The 19693-nt window shown below is 68.2% G+C and carries 18 protein-coding genes; 4 read left to right on the top strand and 14 right to left on the bottom strand.

The window, feature by feature from the left end; genetic code table 11:
- The 14 genes from ABB55_RS06465 to ABB55_RS06530 all read right to left on the bottom strand — a co-directional run bounded on the left by ABB55_RS06465 (position 1) and on the right by ABB55_RS06530 (position 14273).
- On the bottom strand, positions 1 to 801 hold the full coding sequence (locus ABB55_RS06465; protein ID WP_054358076.1) for an ABC transporter permease: 801 nt from the start codon (positions 799 to 801) through the stop codon (positions 1 to 3).
- 1 nt (position 802) lies between these two features.
- On the bottom strand, positions 803 to 1696 hold the full coding sequence (locus tag ABB55_RS06470; RefSeq protein ID WP_083463408.1) for an ABC transporter permease: 894 nt from the start codon (positions 1694 to 1696) through the stop codon (positions 803 to 805).
- A gap of 79 nt (positions 1697 to 1775) precedes the next feature.
- Positions 1776 to 2774 carry an ABC transporter substrate-binding protein gene (locus ABB55_RS06475; protein ID WP_054358077.1) on the bottom strand — a complete coding sequence of 333 codons (999 nt, stop codon included), beginning with the start codon at positions 2772 to 2774 and terminating at the stop codon, positions 1776 to 1778.
- 152 nt (positions 2775 to 2926) lie between these two features.
- Positions 2927 to 4390 carry an aldehyde dehydrogenase gene (locus ABB55_RS06480; protein ID WP_054358078.1) on the bottom strand — a complete coding sequence of 488 codons (1464 nt, stop codon included), beginning with the start codon at positions 4388 to 4390 and terminating at the stop codon, positions 2927 to 2929.
- Between the two features lie 5 nt (positions 4391 to 4395).
- Complete coding sequence (locus tag ABB55_RS06485) at positions 4396 to 5436, bottom strand: LLM class flavin-dependent oxidoreductase (RefSeq protein WP_054358079.1); 1041 nt, start codon at positions 5434 to 5436, stop codon at positions 4396 to 4398.
- A 4-nt stretch (positions 5437 to 5440) separates the two neighbouring features.
- Positions 5441 to 6373, bottom strand: coding sequence for a flavin reductase (locus ABB55_RS06490; protein ID WP_054358080.1), 933 nt, complete (start codon positions 6371 to 6373; stop codon positions 5441 to 5443).
- Positions 6374 to 6381: 8 nt separating this feature from the next.
- A complete protein-coding gene (locus ABB55_RS06495; protein WP_054358081.1) occupies positions 6382 to 7170 on the bottom strand; it encodes an alpha/beta fold hydrolase in 789 nt (262 codons plus the stop codon).
- On the bottom strand, positions 7142 to 7744 hold the full coding sequence (locus tag ABB55_RS06500; RefSeq protein WP_054358082.1) for an amino acid synthesis family protein: 603 nt from the start codon (positions 7742 to 7744) through the stop codon (positions 7142 to 7144). The genes ABB55_RS06495 and ABB55_RS06500 overlap by 29 nt, the downstream gene beginning before the upstream one ends.
- A gap of 425 nt (positions 7745 to 8169) precedes the next feature.
- Positions 8170 to 9477, bottom strand: a complete 1308-nt coding sequence (gene glnT / locus ABB55_RS06505; protein WP_054358083.1) for a type III glutamate--ammonia ligase — start codon at positions 9475 to 9477, stop codon at positions 8170 to 8172.
- A gap of 124 nt (positions 9478 to 9601) precedes the next feature.
- Positions 9602 to 10930, bottom strand: coding sequence for an FMN-binding glutamate synthase family protein (locus ABB55_RS06510; protein ID WP_054358084.1), 1329 nt, complete (start codon positions 10928 to 10930; stop codon positions 9602 to 9604).
- 12 nt (positions 10931 to 10942) lie between these two features.
- Entirely contained in the window at positions 10943 to 11629 is a 687-nt protein-coding gene (locus tag ABB55_RS06515; protein ID WP_054358085.1) for a GltB/FmdC/FwdC-like GXGXG domain-containing protein, read from the bottom strand.
- 67 nt (positions 11630 to 11696) lie between these two features.
- Positions 11697 to 12605 carry a class II glutamine amidotransferase gene (locus tag ABB55_RS06520; RefSeq protein WP_054358086.1) on the bottom strand — a complete coding sequence of 303 codons (909 nt, stop codon included), beginning with the start codon at positions 12603 to 12605 and terminating at the stop codon, positions 11697 to 11699.
- Positions 12606 to 12823: 218 nt separating this feature from the next.
- Positions 12824 to 13450, bottom strand: coding sequence for a helix-turn-helix domain-containing protein (locus ABB55_RS06525; RefSeq protein WP_317131819.1), 627 nt, complete (start codon positions 13448 to 13450; stop codon positions 12824 to 12826).
- Positions 13451 to 13556: 106 nt separating this feature from the next.
- Entirely contained in the window at positions 13557 to 14273 is a 717-nt protein-coding gene (locus ABB55_RS06530) for a GntR family transcriptional regulator (RefSeq protein ID WP_054358088.1), read from the bottom strand.
- Positions 14274 to 14822: 549 nt separating this feature from the next.
- Between ABB55_RS06530 and ABB55_RS06535 the strand changes: the two genes are divergently transcribed.
- The 4 genes from ABB55_RS06535 (at position 14823) to ABB55_RS06550 (ending at position 19662) form a co-directional block, all read left to right on the top strand.
- Positions 14823 to 15953, top strand: coding sequence for a sugar ABC transporter substrate-binding protein (locus ABB55_RS06535; RefSeq protein ID WP_054358089.1), 1131 nt, complete (start codon positions 14823 to 14825; stop codon positions 15951 to 15953).
- A gap of 138 nt (positions 15954 to 16091) precedes the next feature.
- Positions 16092 to 17642: a sugar ABC transporter ATP-binding protein gene (locus tag ABB55_RS06540; RefSeq protein WP_054358090.1), complete on the top strand. Its 1551-nt coding sequence runs from the start codon at positions 16092 to 16094 to the stop codon at positions 17640 to 17642.
- The gene (locus tag ABB55_RS06545) at positions 17639 to 18691 is read left to right on the top strand and encodes an ABC transporter permease (protein ID WP_054358091.1); all 1053 of its coding nucleotides are present in this window, start codon (positions 17639 to 17641) and stop codon (positions 18689 to 18691) included. The genes ABB55_RS06540 and ABB55_RS06545 overlap by 4 nt, the downstream gene beginning before the upstream one ends.
- Positions 18688 to 19662 (top strand): ABC transporter permease, encoded by a 975-nt coding sequence (locus ABB55_RS06550; RefSeq protein WP_054358092.1) that lies wholly within the window; start codon positions 18688 to 18690, stop codon positions 19660 to 19662. Before ABB55_RS06545 ends, ABB55_RS06550 begins: the two co-directional genes overlap by 4 nt.
- The last annotated feature ends 31 nt before the right edge of the window (positions 19663 to 19693 follow it).

The following is a 19693-nucleotide window of genomic DNA, read 5'->3' on the forward strand; positions in this document are numbered from 1 at the left end:
TCAAGACCGGGTCCCCCTGCGGATGACGGCGACGAGAAGCATGAGCAGGATGGTCAGCCCGATCAGCAGCGTGGAGGCGGCGGCGATGACCGGGGTCAGGTCCTGACGGAGCGTCGCCCAGATCTTGACCGGCAGGGTCTGCAGCGTCGGGCTCGCCATGAAGATGGCCAGAACGACCTCGTCCCAGGAAGCGAGGAACGAAAACACCGCCGCCGAGAACAGCCCATGCGCGATGCCCGGCAGCGTCACCCGGACGACCGCCTCGAGCGGCGAGGCGCCGCACAGGATCGCCGCGTCCTCGATCGCTTTGTCGAAGCCTTCGAGGGCCGACGTGATGGTCAGGACCGCGAAGGGCAACGCCACGACCAGATGGGCGATGACGAAGCCGGTCGTGGTGCCGTTGAGGCCGACGCGCAGGAACAGCGCGTAGAGGGCGACGGCCAGGATGACCACCGGCAGGATCATCGGCGTCAGGAAGAAGGCCTTCAGCGCCTCCCGGCCCCGAAAGGTCCCGCGCACCAGCCCGTAGGCGGCGGCAAGACCGATCACCACCGACAGGACCGCGACCACGCAGGCGATCACGAAGCTGACCCAGGCGGATTCGAGCCAGCGCGGATCGGCGAAGAGTTCCCCGTACCAGCGCGTCGTCCAGGCCGGCGGCGGGAAGATCAGCCATTGCGAGGCGCCGAAGGACAGCGCGGCGATGAACAGGATCGGCATCAGGAGATAGACGACGGTCAGCCCGGTGATGCCGACCAGCACCCAACGCCACCAGCCGAGCCGGTCGAATTGCAGGAGCATCTCAGCGCCCTCCCAGACCGGCCGTGCCGAACAGGCGCAGCTGCAGCGCATAGAGGGCGAGCGTGACCACGAGCAGCACCAGCGCGGCCGCACCGCCCATGCCCCAGTTGACCAGCGACTGGACGAATTGTGCGATCAGTTCGGCGAGCATCATGTTGGCGGTGCCGCCGAGCAGCGCCGGCGTGACGAAGTAGCCGAGCGACATGACGAAGACCATCAGGGCGCCGGCCGCCATGCCGGGGGCGACCAGCGGCAGGAGCACGAGGCGCAACGCCTGGAAGCGCGAGGCGCCGCACAGGGCCGCCGCCTGCAGGATGGCCGGGTCGATCCGGCGGATGACGCCGTAAAGCGGCAGCACCACGAAGGGCAGCATGATGTAGGTCATGCCGATGGTGACGCCGGTCAGGTTGTTGACCATCGGCAGCGGCGCATCGATCAGCCCGAGCCCGATCAGGCTCTTGTTGATGACGCCGGTGCGCTGCAGCAGGACCATCCACGCATAGGTGCGGGTCAGGAGATTGGTCCACATCGACAGGATCAGCACGCCGAAGATCGGCGCCGCGACGCCCTGCGGCAGGATCGCCAGCGTCCAGGCGACCGGGAAGCCGATCGCCAGGCTGACCAGCGTCACCACGGCGGAGACCAGGAAGGTGTTGAAGAAGATCTTCAGGTAGGTGCCGGAGCCGATCAGCGCCGCATAGTTGGCGAAGCCCGGTTCCGGCTCCGTGACGCTGCGCAGCAGGAGCGCCAGCACCGGCAGGGCGAAGAAGACGACGAGCAGCAGGAGCCCCGGGACGACGAGGGCGAAGGGGCCCGCCGGCAACCGCCGGGGCCGGCCGGGCGCCAGGCCCGTCCCGCCCCCGATCGCTGCCGCCTGCCGTGTCACGCCCGCCATGTCCCGGTCGCTCCCCTGCCCCGTCGGTCCCGTCGCTCAATCCGCTCGCGGGATCAGCCCGCCCGCTTCGCCTGCCTGCTTACTTCGCCTGCCACGCGTACCAGCGCGTGCCGATGGCATCGCGGTTCTTGGCCCAGTAGGTCATGTCGGCATTGATCTGCTTGGCGGTCTGCTGGTCCGGCAGGGTCTTGGCGAGCGCCGGATCCATCAGGGCCGGCGAGCCGAGATTGGTCGGTGCATAGCCCGACGCCGCCGCGAACTCGGCCTGCGCCTTGGCGGAGGACGCATAGGCGATGAACTTCATCGCGGCCGCCTTGTTCTTGGAGCCCTTCGGCACGACCAGCGAATCCGCCGCCGTGATGTTGCCGTCCCACGAGGTCGAAACCTTCACGCCGGTCTTCTCCAGCGCGGTCAGCCGGCCGTTCCAGAAGGAGCCGAACGGCGCCTCGGCCGAGGCCAGCAGCTGCTGCGACTGGGCGCCGCCGGTCCACCAGACGATGTCCTTCTTGATCGTGTCGAGCTTCTTGAAGGCCCGGTCGAGATCGAGCGGGTAGAGCTTGTCGGCGGCGACGCCGTCGGCGAGCAGGGCGGCCTCGATCACGCCCGGCGCCGACCACTTGTAGAAGGCACGCTTGCCGGGGAACTTGGCGGTGTCGAACAGATCCGCCCATGTCTTCGGACAGGCCTTGACGGCATCCTGATTGCAGCCGATCACGAACGAATAATAGAAACTGCCGACCGAATAGTCGGTGACGAAGCGCGGATCGAGCTTCGACTTGTCGATCACCGAGAAGTCGAGCTTCTCGAGGAGCCCGGCGTCGCCGGCCTGGACGGCATAGTCGCCCTCCACGTCGACCACGTCCCAGGTGACCTTGCCGGCCTCGACCATGGCCTTGATCTTGCCGTAGTCGGTCGGCCCGTCCTGCAGCACCGACAGGCCGGCCTTCTCGGCCCAGGCCGCCTTCTGGGCGTCCTGGGTGGTGCCGCCCCAGCTGACGAATACCATGTCGGCGGCGCATGCGGGCGCGGCCAGCCCGACGGTGGCGGCGAAGGCCGCCCAAGCGATCACGTTTTTCATGTCCCTCAATCCTTTGCTGCGTGCTTTCCGGGCCGCCTCGCATCCGCCATGGCGCGATCGGGGCGGTCTGCCTCACCAATTCCGCGGCAAATCTTCTTGTCTTTGGGCAGGCTGTCCTGCCGGGATGACGCGTCGGGCGGCGCGCGGCCGCCTCACCGCATCACGAAGGGGTCGGGGATCGGCGCGTCCGAGGTCCTGAGCCAGATCGACTTGGTGCGCGTGTAGTCGAGCGCGGCGGCGAGCCCGCCCTCGCGGCCGTGACCGGAGAGCTTGGTGCCGCCGAACGGGGCGATCGGCGAGACCGCGCGGTAGGTGTTGACCCAGACGATCCCGGTCCGGAGGCCACGCATCATGCGGTGCGCCCGGGTCAGGTTCTGGGTGAACAGGCCGGCGGCGAGGCCGTAGAGCGTGTCGTTGGCGATCCTCAGCGCCTCGGCCTCGGTCTCGAACGAGACCACCGACAGGACCGGCCCGAAGAATTCCTCGGCGAGCGCCGGCGCATCCGTGCCGTCGCAATCGAGGATGGTCGGGGGATAGTAGTAGCCGGCGCCGGCCGGCGTGGCGCCGCCTGCGACGAGCCGCGCGCCGGCCGCGACCGAACGCGCCACCAGGGCCTCGATATGCTGGCGCTGGCGCGCCGTGCACAGCGGGCCGACCTCGGTCGCCATGTCGAGCGGGCCGCCGATCCGGACGGCTTCCGCACGCTCTTTCAGGAGGGCGAGGAAGCGGTCCTTGACCGAACGCTCGACCACGAGCCGGGAGCCGGCGACGCAGCTCTGGCCGGTGGCGGCGAAGATGCCGGCCACCTGGGCGTTGGCCGCGCTGTCGAGATCGGCATCGGCGAAGACGATGAAGGGCGACTTGCCGCCGAGTTCCAGCGAGGTCGAGGCGAGGTTCTCGGCCGAGTGGCGCACGATGTGGCGCGCGGTCGACGGCCCGCCCGTGAAGGCGACATGGGCGACCTTGGGATGGCTGGCGAGCGCCGCCCCACAGGTATGGCCGAAGCCGGTGATGACATTGACCACGCCCGCCGGAAAGCCGGCCTCGTGGACCAGCCGGGCGAAGGCCAGGAGCGGCGCCGGTCCGTCCTCGGAGGCCTTGACCACCAGGGTGCAGCCGGCGGCGAGCGCCGGGCCGATCTTGACCGCGGCCAGGAACAGCTGGCTGTTCCATGGCACGATGGCGGCGACCACGCCGATCGGCTCGCGCCGGAGCCAGACCTCCATGTCGGGCTTGTCGATCGGCAGCACGCTGCCTTCGATCTTGTCGGCGAGACCGGCATAGTAGCGGTAATATTCCGCCACATAGGCGATCTGCGCGGAGGTCTCGCGGATGATCTTGCCGGTGTCGCGGGTCTCCAGTTCGGCCAGTTCGCCGGCATGGGCGGCGACCAGATCGGCGAGACGATAGAGGAGCCGGCCGCGCTGGGACGCGGTCATGGTCGCCCACGGCCCCTCCAGGAGCGCCCGCTCGGCGGCGACAACCGCGCGGTCGACATCGCCGGCCCGGGCCTCGGGCATGGTCGCCCAGGCGAGGCCGGTGGCCGGATCGAGGCTCTCGAACCGGGCCTCGCCGGGCTCGAAGCGACCGTCCAGATAGGCGTCGAAGGCTTGCATGGGGGTCACTCCGCGAAGGCCGGCATGACATCGGCGATGAAGCGCTCCAGCGAGGCGCGCTTGCGCTCGAAGCTCATGCCGGTGTCGATCCACAGCGAGAATTCGTCGTAGCCGAGCGCCTCGTAGCGCTTCAGCCGCTCGATCACCTCGTCGGCGGTGCCGACCGGCAGGTTGCGGCGCATGACCTCGGGCGAGACCTGCGGGTTGGCCGCCAGATCGGCCTCCGACAGGGCTTCGATCAGCCCCTGCCGGATCGGCCGCTCGTTCTTGAACCAGGCGAAGAAGTAGTTGTAGTAGACGCTCATCTCGCGGGCCGCCTGCGCGATGTCGTCCGCATCGGTGCCGACATAGCCGTGCGCCAGGAGCATGATCTTCGGCCGCGGCACGTCCGGATATTTGGCGCAGGCGGCGTTGAACTTGCCCATCAGGCTGGCAACCTCGTCGTCGCCGTTCCAGAGCGGCGTGACCTTGACGTTGCAGCCGTTGGCGACCGCGAATTCGTGGCTGTTCGGGTCGCGCGCGGCGATCCAGAGCGGCGGATGCGGCTGCTGGACCGGCTTCGGCGCCGAGGTGGTCGACGGGAACTGCCAGAATTCGCCGTCATGGGCATAGTCGCCGGCCCAGATGCCCTTGATCGCTGGGACCAATTCGCGCATCCGCTGGCCGGCCTGCCAGGCATCGAGACCGGGCATCAGGCGCTCGTATTCGAACGTGTAGGCGCCGCGCGCGATGCCGACATCGAGCCGGCCGCCGGTGATGATGTCGGTCATCGCGGCTTCGCCGGCGAGCTTGATCGGGTGCCAGAAAGGCGCGATCACGGTCGACGTGCCGAGCCGTACATTCTTCGTCCGCCGCGCCAGGTCGGCGAGATTGATGAACGGGTTCGGGGCGATGGTGAATTCCATGCCGTGGTGTTCGCCGGTCCAGATAGCGGTCATGCCGCCGCGGTCGGCGATCTCGCACAGCCGGCAGAAGTCCTCGTAGAGCTGACCATGGCTCTCGGACGCGTCGAGCCGTTCCATGTGGACGAAGAGCGAGAATTTCATCGCATCACGCCTCCCGAGGCAGCGGGTGGACCCGCCCGGCGGTTTCATTGCCGACATAAAGTCCGAAATTGCCGAGTGCGCTCTCGGCCGCGTAGCGACGCAGGATGTCGGCCGTCTGCGCGCTGTCGAGCCGGTCGAAGGGCACGCGGTCGAGGCCGACGAGGCGGCCGCGCGCCGGCATCCCCTCGCCGAGCGCGACGCGGTAGACGACGTGCTGCCGCCCGGCGGCGCGGTCCTGGTAGACCGAGAACAAGAAGCCGACCGTGGCGGCAAGCCCGATTTCGCCCTGGATCAGATCGGCGATCCGGCGCGGCGCGCTGCCTTCGGCGACCGTGCAGCGCGGCAATCCGAGCCGGCCCGCGGCATCCTCGACGAGGAGCACCGCGCCACCCCGCTCGGCGACCGCCGCTGCCTCGACCGGTCCGTCGCCGACCGGGCCGGCCGCCTTGGCCTCCATCGCGGCGGTGAAATAGCCGCCGCGCGCATAGCCGAGCCCGTTCAGCCCGGCATTCTCGAAGGCCTCGACCCGGCCGATCAGGATGGCATGGTCGCCCGCCTCGATCACCCGCTCGGCCGTGCAGTCGAACCATGCGGCGGCGCCGGGGAAGACCGGCGCGCCGTTCGGCCCGGTCATCCAGTCGACCGACGCGAAGCGGTCCTCGACCGGGCGCGCGAAGGTGTTGGAGACTTCCTTCTGGGTCTCGGCCAGCACGTTGACGGCGAAGCCGGACGCGGTCGTGAAGACGGCATAGTTGCGCGACGAGCGCGCGATGCAGACGAGCAGCAGCGGCGGATCGAGCGACACCGAGGCGAAGGAATTGGCCGTGAAGCCGATCGGACGCCCGTCCGCATCGTGGGCCGTGACGACCGTCACACCGGTCATGAAGGCGCCGAAGGCATTGCGCAACTGGCGGGGATCGAGACCGGGTCCGCTCATCGGGTGCCTCAGCGTTTCAGCCAGTCGGCCAGCACGGCATTGACGATGTCCGGCGCGGTCAGCGTGACCATGTGCCGGTGCCCGGGGATGATCACCGCCGCGCCGCGCGGCGCCGCGGCCGCCATCGCCTCGGCCATGGCGGGCGTGGAGTTCGGATCCTCACGCCCCGTCAGAAACAGGGCCGGACAGACGACCCGCGGCCAGGCATCCGCATAGACCGCATCGCCGGCCGCGAAGGCCCCATAGGCGGTGGCATAGGCGGCCGGATCGACCCCGGCGAGCCATCCCCGCGTCTGCCGCCGGGCCTCCGCGGCGGCCGGATCGTCGCCGAACCAGCGCTGCAGCGGGCCGTCGACATCGACGCCTTCGGCCGCGATCAGCCGGGCCCGCGCCAGCACGGCCGCACGCGCATCCGCGTCGCGCCGGTAGACGCCGTTGACCAGCGCCACCCGGGCGATCCGGTCGCCGAAGGTGGCCGCCGCCCCGCCGGAGATCAGCGCGCCCATCGAGTGGCCGGCGAGATTGATCCGATCGAGACCGATCTCGTCCAGGACCCGACCGAGCCAGGCGACGAAGGCCGGCAGCGCCGCGCCCGGCGCGATCGGCGCGCTCTCGCCGTGTCCCGGCATGTCGAGCGCGATGACGCGATGGCTCTGCCGCAAGGCCGCGATCTGGGGTAGCCAGGCCTCGAGCCGCAACCCGACGCCGTGGATGAGGACCAGCGGTTCGCCCCGCCCGGCCTCCCAATAGGCGGCGCCGGACGGCGTCCTAGACCGCTGCGGGGTTATCGAGGTCATTCCCGAGATCCTTCAGATCCTGATAGCGATCGCCGATGCGGTGATGCGGGCGGCCGCCGACCGAAGCGCCGAGCGCCACGACGATCTCGTCGGCGGCCGGGGCATCCGGGATTGCGGTCTGGATGGTCAGGTAGTGGGACCGGCGCCCTTCGTCGGCCTTGTCCATCAGCGGGATCATCAGCGGCGCATTGGCGGGACCGCGCGTGTTGGTGAAGGCCAGATAGGACTTGGCACCGACCGCCTGCCGATAGTGATTGCCGAAGCGGAGCGTGTGGATCAGCGCCGAGGCATGCTCGATCTCGCCGTCCAGGCCGACCAGGGCGGCCTTGCCGTAGCCTTCGACCGCCGCACCGGAGCCGACCGCACCGAGGATCATGTCGGTCAGCAGCTTGCCGAGGATGGGGGCGGCCTCGTGGATCGCGGGCTTCAGATCCTCGACGAAGCCCTGACCGGCCCAGGGATTCTTGACCACCGCCAGGGCGGCATAGAGCACCAGCGGCCGGGGCGCCGTCCGGCCGCCTTCGACCAGCGTCGTCTCAACCTGAAGAAGGGTCTTCCTGATCACGAGAGCCATTCTGCCGACCTACCATCATATCGTCATACGGATTATGGTATGCCAAAATTCAGAACGTCAAGAGGCTACCGCACAGCCTCGGACGAGATTTGCGGCGGGCGGCGTCCCGATCGCATCCGGCGATCGATCGACCCCGGCGTCGCTGACCGGCTCAGGTCTCGGACAATCGATGTCGGCGCGGTCGCGCGGCGCGACAGATCGAGAACCGTATTTCCAAAATCATTCGCCAGACGGGGCGAAACGACAACGGCAACAACCCGCCTCCGGTTCTGCCGAAGGCGGGCCAAACGATATCCATTATCTTGAACGCGGATCAGCCGGCTGCATTCCGGACCGAAGCCGGTCTTGATCGGACCGGGCACAAACCCGCATCCGACCATCCTTGCGGGCGGCGGAGACGGATCAGGTCCGGCCCCGGTCTCGGATCAGATGTCGAGCGTCGTCTCACGCTCCCAGGCGGTGAAGTGGCTGCAGTAGGACTGCCATTCGCCATGCTTGAGCTTCAGATAGGCGGCCGAGAATTCGGTGCCGAGGGCCGCCTGCAGCGATGCGTCCTTCTCGAATTCGCGCAGCGCATCGAGCAGATTCAGCGGCAGCTTCGGCGCCCCGGTCACCTTGTGGCCTTCGGCATACATGTCGATGTCGTGGTGCGGCCCCGGATCGGCCGACGTGGCGAGGCCTTCGAGGCCCGCCGCGATGATGATCGCCTGCAGGAGATAGGGGTTCACGGCGCCGTCGGGCAGCCGCAGTTCGAAGCGGCCGGGGCCGGGCACGCGCACCATGTGGGTGCGGTTGTTGCCGGTCCAGGTGACGGTGTTGGGCGACCAGGTCGCACCCGAGATGGTGCGCGGCGCATTGATGCGCTTGTAGGAATTGACCGTCGGGTTGGTGATCGCCGCAAGCGCGGAGGCATGCTTCATGATGCCGCCCAGGAAGGCCTTGCCGGCGGCCGACAGCCCGAACGGCATCGCCTTGTCGGCGAAGGCGTTGACCTGGCCGGCCACGTCCCAGACCGAGATGTGGCAGTGGCAGCCGTTGCCGGTCAGCCCCCGGAAGGGCTTGGGCATGAAGGTCGCGCGCAGGCCGTGCTTCTCGGCGATCGAGCGGACCATGAACTTGAAGAAGGAATGCTTGTCGGCGGTGGCGAGCGCGTCGTCATATTCCCAGTTCATCTCGAACTGGCCGTTCGCGTCCTCGTGGTCGTTCTGGTAGGGCTTCCAGCCGAGCGCCAGCATGGCGTCGCAGATCTCGGCGATCACGTCGTAGCGGCGCAGCAGGGCCTGCTGGTCGTAGCAGGGCTTCTCGGCCATGTCGGCGGCGTCCGAGATGGCCGATCCGTCCGGCGTGATCAGGAAGAACTCGGCCTCGACGCCGGTCTTGACGCGGTAGCCGGCGGCCCGGGCCGCCTCGACCTGCCGCTTCAGCACGATCCGCGGCGCCTGCGCGACCGGCTCTCCCTCCATGTAGAGATCGGCCGCCACCCAGGCGACATCCGGCTTCCAGGGCAGTTGGATGACCGAGGCCGGATCGGGGATCGCGAACAGGTCCGGATGGGCCGGCGTCAGGTCGAGCCAGGTCGCGAAACCGGCGAAGCCGGCGCCCTCGGCCTGCATGTCGGCGATCGCCTGGCGCGGCACCAGTTTGGCGCGCTGGGCGCCGAACAGGTCCGTATAGGAGATCATGAAATACTTGATGCCGCGTTCGGCGGCGAAGGCGGCCAGATCCTGTGCCATGACATCCCTCTTGTCGGCCCGCTCACCCCCGGGCGGCAGCCTCGTCTCGATGCGTCGGCGCCACGCCCGACGGCGGAGCCGGATGCAATTTCCGTGACGGCCGCCGTGTGGCGGCCGGCATCGTTCAGAAGCCGGACTTTCCGGGGATCCAGTCCGTCCCGGCCAGCGGCACGCCGGCCATGGCCGCCGCCTCGATGGTCAGGGCACACAGATCCTCGGGTTCGAGATTGTGCACGTGGTTGTGGCCGCAGGCGCGCGCGATGGTCTGCGCCTCCAGCGTCATGACCTTCAGGTAGTTGGCGAGCCGGCGGCCGGCCGCGACCGGATCGAGCCGGGCCATCAGCGCCGGGTCCTGGGTCGTGATGCCGGCCGGGTCCTTGCCCTCGTGCCAGTCGTCATAGGCGCCCGCGGTGGTGCCGAGCTTGCGGTACTCGTCCTCCCACTTCGGATCGTTGTCGCCGATCGCCACCAGGGCGGCGGTGCCGATCGAGACCGCATCGGCGCCGAGCGCCAGCGCCTTGGCCACGTCCGCGCCGGAGCGGATGCCGCCGGAGACGATCAGCTGCACCTTGCGGTGCATGCCGAGATCCTGCAGGGCGCGCACCGCCGGGCGGATGCAGGCGAGCGTCGGCTGGCCGACATGCTCGATGAACACGTCCTGGGTCGCGGCCGTGCCGCCCTGCATGCCGTCGAGCACGACCACGTCGGCACCGGCCTTCACGGCAAGCGCGGTGTCGTAATAGGGACGGGCGCCGCCGACCTTCACGTAGATCGGCTTCTCCCAGTCGGTGATCTCGCGCAGTTCGAGGATCTTGATCTCCAGGTCGTCCGGACCGGTCCAGTCCGGATGCCGGCAGGCCGAGCGCTGGTCGATGCCCTTGGGCAGGGTGCGCATCTCGGCGACGCGGTCGGAGATCTTCTGGCCGAGCAGCATGCCGCCGCCGCCCGGCTTGGCGCCCTGACCGACCACGACCTCGATCGCGTCGGCACGGCGCAGGTCGCGCGGGTTCATGCCGTAGCGCGAGGGCAGGTACTGGTAGACCAGGATGCTCGAATGGCCGCGCTCCTCCTCGGTCATGCCGCCGTCGCCGGTGGTGGTCGAGGTGCCGGACAGCGTGGCGCCGCGCCCGAGTGCCTCCTTGGCGTTGGCCGAGAGCGAGCCGAAGCTCATGCCCGCGATGGTGATCGGGATCTTGAGCTGGATCGGCTTGCGGGCGAAGCGGGTGCCGAGGGTGACGGAGGTGTCGCAGCGTTCCCGGTAGCCCTCGAGCGGATAGCGCGAGATCGAGGCGCCGAGGAACAGGAGATCGTCGAAATGCGGCACCTTGCGCTTGGTGCCGCCGCCGCGGATGTCGTAGATGCCGGTGGCGGCGGCGCGGCGGATTTCGGCCAGCGTATAGTCGTCGAAGGTGGCGGACTTGCGCGGCGGGGTCGGCGGGTTCTGGTAGCTCATGGCGCGCCTCGCTCAGTACGCGTCGACATTGTCGATGTTGAAATTGTAGAGCTTGCGGGCGGAGCCGTAGCGCTTGAACTCGCTCGGCGCGACGCCCTCGACCCCGGCCCGGGCCAGGAGATCGGCCAGGATGGCGAGATGCTCGGGCCGCATCTCCTTCTCGATGCAGTCGGCGCCGAGGCTCTTGACGCTGCCGCGCACGAACAGGCGGGCCTCATAGAGGCTGTCGCCGAGCGCCTCGCCGGCATCGCCAAGCACGACCAGATTGCCCGACTGCGCCATGAAGGCCGACATGTGGCCGATATTGCCGTGGACGACGATGTCGATGCCCTTCATCGAGATGCCGCAGCGCGAGGCGGCATTGCCCTTGATGACCAGGAGGCCGCCGCGGCCGGTGGCGCCGGCATATTGCGAGGCGTCGCCTTCGACCACCACGGTGCCGGACATCATGTTCTCGGCGACCCCCGGACCGGCCGAGCCGTGGATGGTCACCGCGGCTTCCGAATTCATGCCGGCGCAGTAGTAGCCGACCGATCCGCGCACCGCGATCGTCACCGGGGCATCCGCACCGACCGCGACGGCGTGATGGCCGCGCGGGTTGATCACTTCGAAATGGGTATCGTTGGCGCCCGCACCGACGGCGTGCAGGGCGGCGTTGAGGTCGCGCAACGGGGCGACCGCGAGATCGAAGACGGGCATGATGGGCGTCCTGAGGCGGGGAACGGCGGCGGATCGACCGGCGGCTCGGCGCGCGAGCCGGTGCCGGTCAGGCGGCCTTGGCGTGATCCCAGAAATAGACGGTGGCCGGCTCGGGCTCCCAGATGCGGGCCTCCTCGATTCCGGGCAGGTTGACGAGGGCGCGGTATTCCGAGCCGAAGGCGACGTAGCGGTCGGTTTCGGCCATCACGGCCGGCTTGCAGGCGATCGGGTCGCGCAGCACGCCGAAGCCGGAGCGGGTGCCGACCACGAAGGTGAAGAAGCCGTCGAGATCGGCGAGCGCGCCTTCGAGCGCCTTGCCGAGATCCTTGCCGCCGCGCATGGCCGCGGTGAGATAGGCGGCGGCGACCTCGGAATCGTTCTCGGTCTCGAAGGTGACGCCGCCGCGCTTCAGTTCGCGACGCAGGTTGTTGTGGTTGGAAAGCGAGCCGTTATGGACCAGGCACTGGTCCGGACCGGTCGAGAAGGGATGCGCGCCGAGCGTGGTGACGGCGGATTCGGTCGCCATCCGGGTATGGCCGATGCCGTGGCTGCCGGCCATGGCGGCAATGCCGAAGCGCTCGACCACCTGCCGGGGCAGACCGACCTCCTTGAAGATTTCGACGCTGGCGCCGGCGCCCATCACCCGAACGGTCGGGGCGACGGTCGCCAGCGCGGCGCGCACCGCCTCCAGGCTCGCCTCCGGCACGGTCAGGACCGCGTGCGTGTCCTTGACGGCGAGCTCGACCGTCACGCCGGTCGCCGCGGCGAGGCGTCCGTCGAGGCCGGGGAAGTCACGCGCCGGATCGGGCGACTGGACCGTGATCTTGGCGAAGCCGGGAGCCTCGGCGCCGTAGATGGCGATGCCGGCCGAGTCCGGCCCGCGATCGGTCATGGTGATCAGCATGTCCGACAGGAGCCGCCCGAGCTCCGGCTCCAGCGACTTGTCCTTCAGGAAGAGCCCGACGATCCCGCACATGGTGATCCCTCGCAATATCGACTGACCGGACGATAGGACAGCGTCGACGGGCGCGCAACTGCAAAGAATAAAAGTTTCTTCTCAATACGTGTTCACAATGCCTGTTGTTTGTGCAGTCGAAGCGCAGGGGCCGGCCCTCCCCGACCCGGCCGCCGCTCCGCGATCCGGCACCGGCCGCCGGTACCGGACCCCGGACCCCGGCCGCACCCGCCGTGCCGTCAACCCGGTTCGGTGCCGCTCTTCGGATAGGAGATGATCGAGAGATACTGGGCCGGCAGCCTGACCAATTGCTCGGGTCCGTGCGGGGCGTCGGCGTCGAAGAACAGGCTGTCGCCGGGCTGCATGTGGAACAGCTGGTCGCCGTGGCGGTAGACCACCTCGCCTTCGAGCATGTGCAGGAATTCGAGGCCGGCATGCTGGAAGGTCGGGAAGGTATCGGAATCCTGCGACAGCGTGATCAGATAGGGTTCGACCATCACGCCGCTCGAATTGTTGTCGATATGGCCGAGCAGGCGGTACTGGTGGCCGGCCCGGGTGCCGCGCCGTTCCAGCTCGACGCCCTCGCCGGACTTCACGAAGACCGCGTTGCGCGGCTCCTCATAACGGCGGAAGAAGGCCGTGATCGGCACGCCGAGCGCACGGGACAGCGACTGCAGGGTGGTCAGCGACGGCGAGATGTTGCCGTTCTCGATCTTCGACAGCATGCCGATGGACAGACCCGTCGCCGCCGCCAGGTCGGCGACCGTGATGCCGAGCTGCCGGCGGGCCGCACGAACCTCATGGCCGATGGCCATTTCCAGGTTGTTTTCCTTGGGCTCGCGAACGGCATGCGGGTTCTGGATCAAGGTCGCCTCCTCGACACGGATGACGCCGTGCCGGGTTGCACCCTAGCATTCGCAGGAAACTTTCCTCAATTGGCAGGAAACGCGCCGATCGACGGCACGATCGCGATCAGACGGCGTCGTCGGCCGCCAGCAGCCGGCGGGCAATGTCGGACGCCGCGCGGACATGCTGCAGGGCGGCGGTCTCGGCCGCTGCGCCGTCGCCGGCCCGGATCGCGTCGACGATGCGCTGCATCTGCTCGGGCCCCTGCTGGTCGCGGCCGGGGGTCTTGATGGTCATCGAGCGCAGGTGATTGATGCGCACGGTCAGCGAGCTGACGATGCTCCAGGCGATATCCTTGCCGGAGGCGGAGAAGAGCGTGCCGTAGAATTCGGACGTCGCCTCCAGCACGCCGGCCATGTCCTTTCCGCGATAGGCCGTGCGAATGCGGCCGATGGCGGCGTCCAGGTCGGCCGCGACCGCCGCATCGCCGAGTTCGGCGCAGGCGCGCGCCGCGATGCCTTCGAGTGCGCCGCGGATCTCGTAGATCTGCAGCGCCTCCGCGGCCGAGGTGCGCGAGACGATCGGCCCGCGCGCCTGCAGGGTCGTGACCAGCCCCTCGGTCTCCAGGTGGCGCAGAACCTCGCGCACGATCGTCCGGCTGACGCCGAGCTGTTCGCACAATTCGCGCTCGACCAGCCGGTCGCCCGGCCGGAAATGCTGCGTCAGGATGGCCTCGCGCATCTTCACCAGAGTGAGTTCGCGCAACGTCTTGGCCGGCCGGTCGACGCGGAGCGAATCCGGTCCGGCGGTCCTGGCGGCAGTGCGAACGTCGCTTGATGGCATGGCGGGCCCGATGGCAGGTGAGGCGGATGGCGGCTTCGGCGTTCGAATGGCAGGCAGTCAGCCGGTTGATGGCATGCCATAATATGAAGTGCAAGATGTCCCTGCGGCATCCGAGAGCGCCGCACGCCTGCGACACGGCGGACCAGCAAGGCCGGGAATCGCATCAAGTCATCCGGAAGATAGCCCCAAGAGTTTATCGGCATTTTCCGCGGCCGTCCTGATTTTCGGCTCGGCCGAAGGGCCCACCGCCCTTCGCCGAACGACCGGCCGGCCGGCCGCGCGGCGCGGTCGGGGCCCTGACGGCTGCCGCTCTGCCGGGTGGGTGGTCGCATCGAACAATTTATGCGCGTCACCTATTCTCAGACAAAACCGCTGGATGGCAGCGCTTTCCTTCCTCGATGACGAGAAGCGCCCTCTTGCGACGAAGGTCGAATTTTTGTGTTGCGCGGTCCCGAAAAGTCCGATGAAATCGCTGCCAACGCGATCGGTCCGGCCATCGGGCATCGCGAGACAGCCTCGTTAAGGGGTTGAATCATAGGGAGGAGTTCCATGTTTCGCACGCTCAGCGTGTCGGCGATGGTGATCGCCGGCCTTGCATTCGCGTCCTCTGCTGCCTGGGCCGGCCCCAAGGTGGTTTCGGGTCCGGGCGCCAATCCGGCCTGCTTCAAGCCCTGGAACGACAAGACCAAGTATCTCCAGTGGGACAAGAAGGCCGGCCCGTACCGCGTCGCGATCGTCAACGGCTTCGTCGGCAACACCTGGCGCATCCAGATGATCAAGACCGCCAAGGCCTATGCCGAACAGGCCGGCGTCAAAGAGAAGATCAAGGAATTCAAGGTCATCTCGACCGGCACCGACGTCGCCGCCCAGCTCGGCGCGATGGAGGACTTCATCAACCAGGGCTATGACGCGATCGTCACGATCGCGGTGTCGCCCGAAGGTTTCGACCGCGTCATCCGCCTCGCCGACAAGAACAACGTCGTCGTCGTGCCGTTCGACAACGTGCTCGACACCGACAAGGTGATGATGGTCAACGAAGACCAGCTCGAGATGGGCAAGATGTACGGCCGCTGGCTGCGCGAGCAGCTCGGCGCCAAGAAGACCGGCAAGATCCTCGAAGTGCGCGGCCTGCCCGGCAACTCGGTCGATCGCGACCGCCATGTCGGCTTCCAGGAAGTCATGAAGAAGGACGCCAACTTCGAGATCATCGAAGTGGTCGGCAACTGGGACGACGGCACGGCCCAGAAGGTTACCGCCGACGCCATCGCGGCCCATGGCAAGTTCGAAGGCATCATCGTCCAGGGCGGTTCGACGGGCGTCGTGCGCGCCATGATCGACGGCAAGCATCCCTGGGTGCCGATCGCCGGCGAGTCCGAGAACGGCTTCCGCAAGCTTCTTGCACAGCATGGCAAGGACGGCCTGAAGGGCATTTCCATCGGCCAGTCGCCGGGTCTCGTCGCCATCGCCATGAAGGCGGCGCTGTCGGCCCTCGAAGGCAACCCGATGCCGCAGCTGATCTCCGTTCCGATCCCGGCGTCGACCTACGCCGAGCTGAAGGACGGCGTGAACTACTGGTCGAACCTCACCGACAACTTCTTCACGGTGAACGAGTTCAAGCCCTGCGACACGAACATCACGGCCACCGAGATCATGGCCAAGGACGAGAAGAACACCAACTGATCTGACGGCGGTGGCCCGGCCCGCCCGGGCCACCGTCTTCCGATATCGTGACTTCTGCTTTCCGTTCCGTGCAGCCGGGCGTCGACAGCGTCCGCCGCGGTCGCCGTTTGTCTCCCTGCCGACGGACCCATCAGGCCCATGACCGACCGGGACGCCCAGCCGCTCCTGTCCTTGTCCAAGATTTCCAAGCGCTATGGCGGCGTGCGGGCTCTCGAGGACGTTGATTTTTCCTGCTCCGCCGGGTCGATCCACGCCATCCTGGGCGAGAACGGCGCGGGCAAGTCCACCCTGATCAAGATCATGTCGGGCGTCGTGCAGCCCGATACCGGCAGCATGACGCTGACCGGCACGCCGCGGCGCTTCCTCAGCCCCGCCGAGGCCAATGCGGCCGGCGTGGTCTGCGTGTTCCAGGAACTGTCGCTGATGCCCGACCTCTCGGTCGCGGACAACATCTCGATCGTCGGTCCGCCGACCCGGCTCGGCCTGATCGACGCCAAGGCGCAGCGCCGGCGCGCCGAGGAACTGCTCGCCTCGATCGGTTGCGAGGACGTGAACCCGCTGCTCAACGTGCGCGACCTGCCGCTGTCGCGCCGCCAGATGGTCGAGATCGCCAAGGCGCTCGGCAAGAAGCCGCAGCTGCTGATCCTCGACGAGGCCACCTCGGCGCTGACCAATTCCGACGTGGCGACCATCTACGAGGTCTTGAAGCGTCTGCGGCGCGAGGGCCTGTCGATCCTCTACATCTCGCACCGCATGCACGAGATCGAGGAACTGGCCGACCGCGCCTCCGTGTTCCGCAACGGGCGCCATATCGAAACCTTCCCGATGGGCCGCTACGGCCATGGCGAGATCGTCGAGCTGATGATCGGCCGCGAGATCAGCGCGCAATATCCGCCCAAGGTGAAGCGCGAGCGGCCCGCGCCGCTGTTCGAGGTCAAGAAGCTGACCTGGGAGAACCGGCTGCGCGCCGTCGACCTGTCGATCGGCAAGGGCGAGATCGTCGGCCTCGGCGGGCTGGACGGCCAGGGCCAGAAGGAATTGCTGCTCGCCCTGTTCGGGGTGCTCAAGGGCGTCACCGGCGAGGTCACGCTCGACGGCAAGCCGGCCCTGCCGGGCTCGCCGGCCGAGGCCAAGGCGCCGTCGCGGCGCATCGCGCTGATCCCGGAAGACCGCAAGACCGAGGGCCTGATGCTGCCCATGTCGATCGCCGAGAATCTGTGCTCGGCCTCGCTCGACGCGCTCTCGACCGGTCCGTTCATCGACCGGACCAAGGAAGAGGTCGCCATCACGGATGCGATCAAGCGGCTGCAGATCAAGATCGGCAGCCCGGGCGATGCCGTCGCCACGCTGTCGGGCGGCAACCAGCAGAAGGTCGTCATCGCCAAGTGGCTGATGACCAACCCGCGCGTCATCCTGCTCAACGATCCGACCCGCGGCATCGACGTGGGCACCAAGCAGGAGATCTACGCGCTCCTGCGCCAGCTCGCCGACAAGGGCGCGGCGATCCTGTTCTACTCGACCGACTATGACGAGCTGATCGGCTGCTGCGACCGCGTCGCCGTCATGTATGACGGCGCCATCAAGGTCGAGCTGGAAGGTGACGGGATCACCGAGCAGGCCCTGATCGCCAGCGCCCTCAACATCGATGCGGGCGCCGCCGCGCGGTCCGGACACGGAGTTCACGGATGACCGGGTCGACCCCCGACTGGCTGATCCGCCTCAGGCAGAATGCCGGGCTGGCCAGCGCCATCGCTCTCTTCGCCGCCTTCTACCTCGTCTACAACATGGCCCACCCGAAGGGCTTCTCGCCGCAGGTCTTTGTCCAGAACGCCGACGAGGCCTTCGCGCTGGTGATGGTCGCCATGGCGCAGACCCTGCCGGTGCTGCTCGGCGGCCTCGACCTGTCGGTCGGCGCGGTGATGACCATGGTCAACTGCCTCGCCAGCCATCTGGTCGTCGGTTCGCCGCTCCAGATCTTCTTCGGCATGACCGCCTGCATCGCCGCCGGCGCCGCCTTCGGCTTCATGAACGGCTGCATCGTGGTCTATGGCCGCATCCAGCCGATCATCACCACGCTCGCCACCGGCGCCATCGCGATCGGCATCGCGCTGTTCCTGCGGCCGAAGCCGGGCGGCAAGGTCGACGAGGACCTGTCCTGGGCGCTGACCAACGGGCTCGGCGATTTCGCCGAGACCTACCACCTGTTCGACGACGGCAAGGCGGCCTGGTTCCAGCCGATCGCCGGCATCCCGGTGGCCTTCGTGCTCCTGATCCTGGTGGTGCTGATCATCTGGGTGCCGTTCCGGCGCACCGTGATCGGGCGCACTGTCTACGCGGTCGGCTCGGCGGAGGGCGCGGCCTTCATGTCCGGCCTGCCGGTCAACCAGGCCAAGCTCGCCGCCTTCACGCTGGCCGGCGTCTTCGCCGCGATCGGCGGCCTGTTCCTGGCGATCCAGACCTCTTCGGGCAATGCCGACATTCCGCAGGCCAATTCCTACACGCTGAACTCGATCGCCGCCGTCGTGCTCGGCGGCACCTCGCTGCTCGGCGGGTCGGGCTCGGCCATCGGCTCGCTGTTCGGTGCGCTGATCCTGCGCGTCATCTCCTTCAATTTCCGCATTTTCGACATCCCCCCGCTGATGCAGTCGCTGGTCGAGGGCCTGATCCTCCTGGCGGCGGTCAGCCTCGGCGGCCTGCGCGTGCTGCGGATCAAGAACCGGCTGGAGCTGTTCCGATGACCGCCGCCACCCTGAAGCCCCGGCGCTTCGCGCTGGCCGCCGACGACAAGCCGATCGTCATCGCCTCGGCCTTCATCGTCGTGCTCCTGATGATCGGCACCGGCTACACGCTGGCGACGCAGGGCACGATGACGCTCCTGTCGCCGAACTATCTCCTGCAGCAGCTGCAGATCGGCGCCTTTCTGGGCGTGGTCGCGGCCGGCATGATGCTGGTCATCCTGATCGGCCATATCGACCTCTCTGTCGCCTGGACGCTGGCCGCCGCCGCCATGATGGCGACGACCGTCGGCGGCGCCTGGGCGATCCCGACCGGCCTCGCCGTCGGCCTGACGGTCGGCGTGATCAACGGCCTCGGCGTCGCCTATCTGCGCGTGCCGTCGATGATCTTCACTCTCGGCGTCAACGCCGTGATGCGCGGCCTGATGGTCGCCCATACCGGCGGCTTCGCGCCGCAGACGGCGGCCACCGACCTGATGCGGTTCCTCGCCGCCGAGCGCATCGCCGGCATCCCGATGGCGATCTTCGTCTGGCTCGGCGTCTCGGTGGTGATCGCGATCGTGCTGAAGCGCACGGTGTTCGGCCGCACCATCTACGCCATCGGCAACCGCGAGGCGGCCGCCTATCTGGCCGGCATGCACACCCGCGGGGTGATCATCACCGCCTTTGCGGCCTGCGGCATGCTCGCCGGGCTGGCCGGGGTGCTGCTCGCCGGCTACTCGACCAAGGCTTACCAGGGCATGGGCGACGCCTATGTGCTGCCGGCGATCGCCGCGGTGGTGATCGGCGGCACCAACATCCTCGGCGGCCGCGGGAAATATCTCGGCACCGTGGTGGGCGTGATCCTGATCGTGCTCCTGAACAGCGTGCTGTCGATCATGCAGATGCCCGAGGCCGGCCGGCAGATCATCTATGGCGTGGTGATCATCTCCATGCTGCTCGTCTACGGCCGCAACCAGCGCGTCACCAGCTAGCCCCTCTCCGGCCGCGCCCGACCTCCGGCGC

The sequence above is a fragment of the Prosthecodimorpha hirschii genome, from assembly GCF_001305515.1.
In the GTDB taxonomy this organism is placed as follows: Bacteria; Pseudomonadota; Alphaproteobacteria; order Rhizobiales; family Ancalomicrobiaceae; genus Prosthecodimorpha; species Prosthecodimorpha hirschii.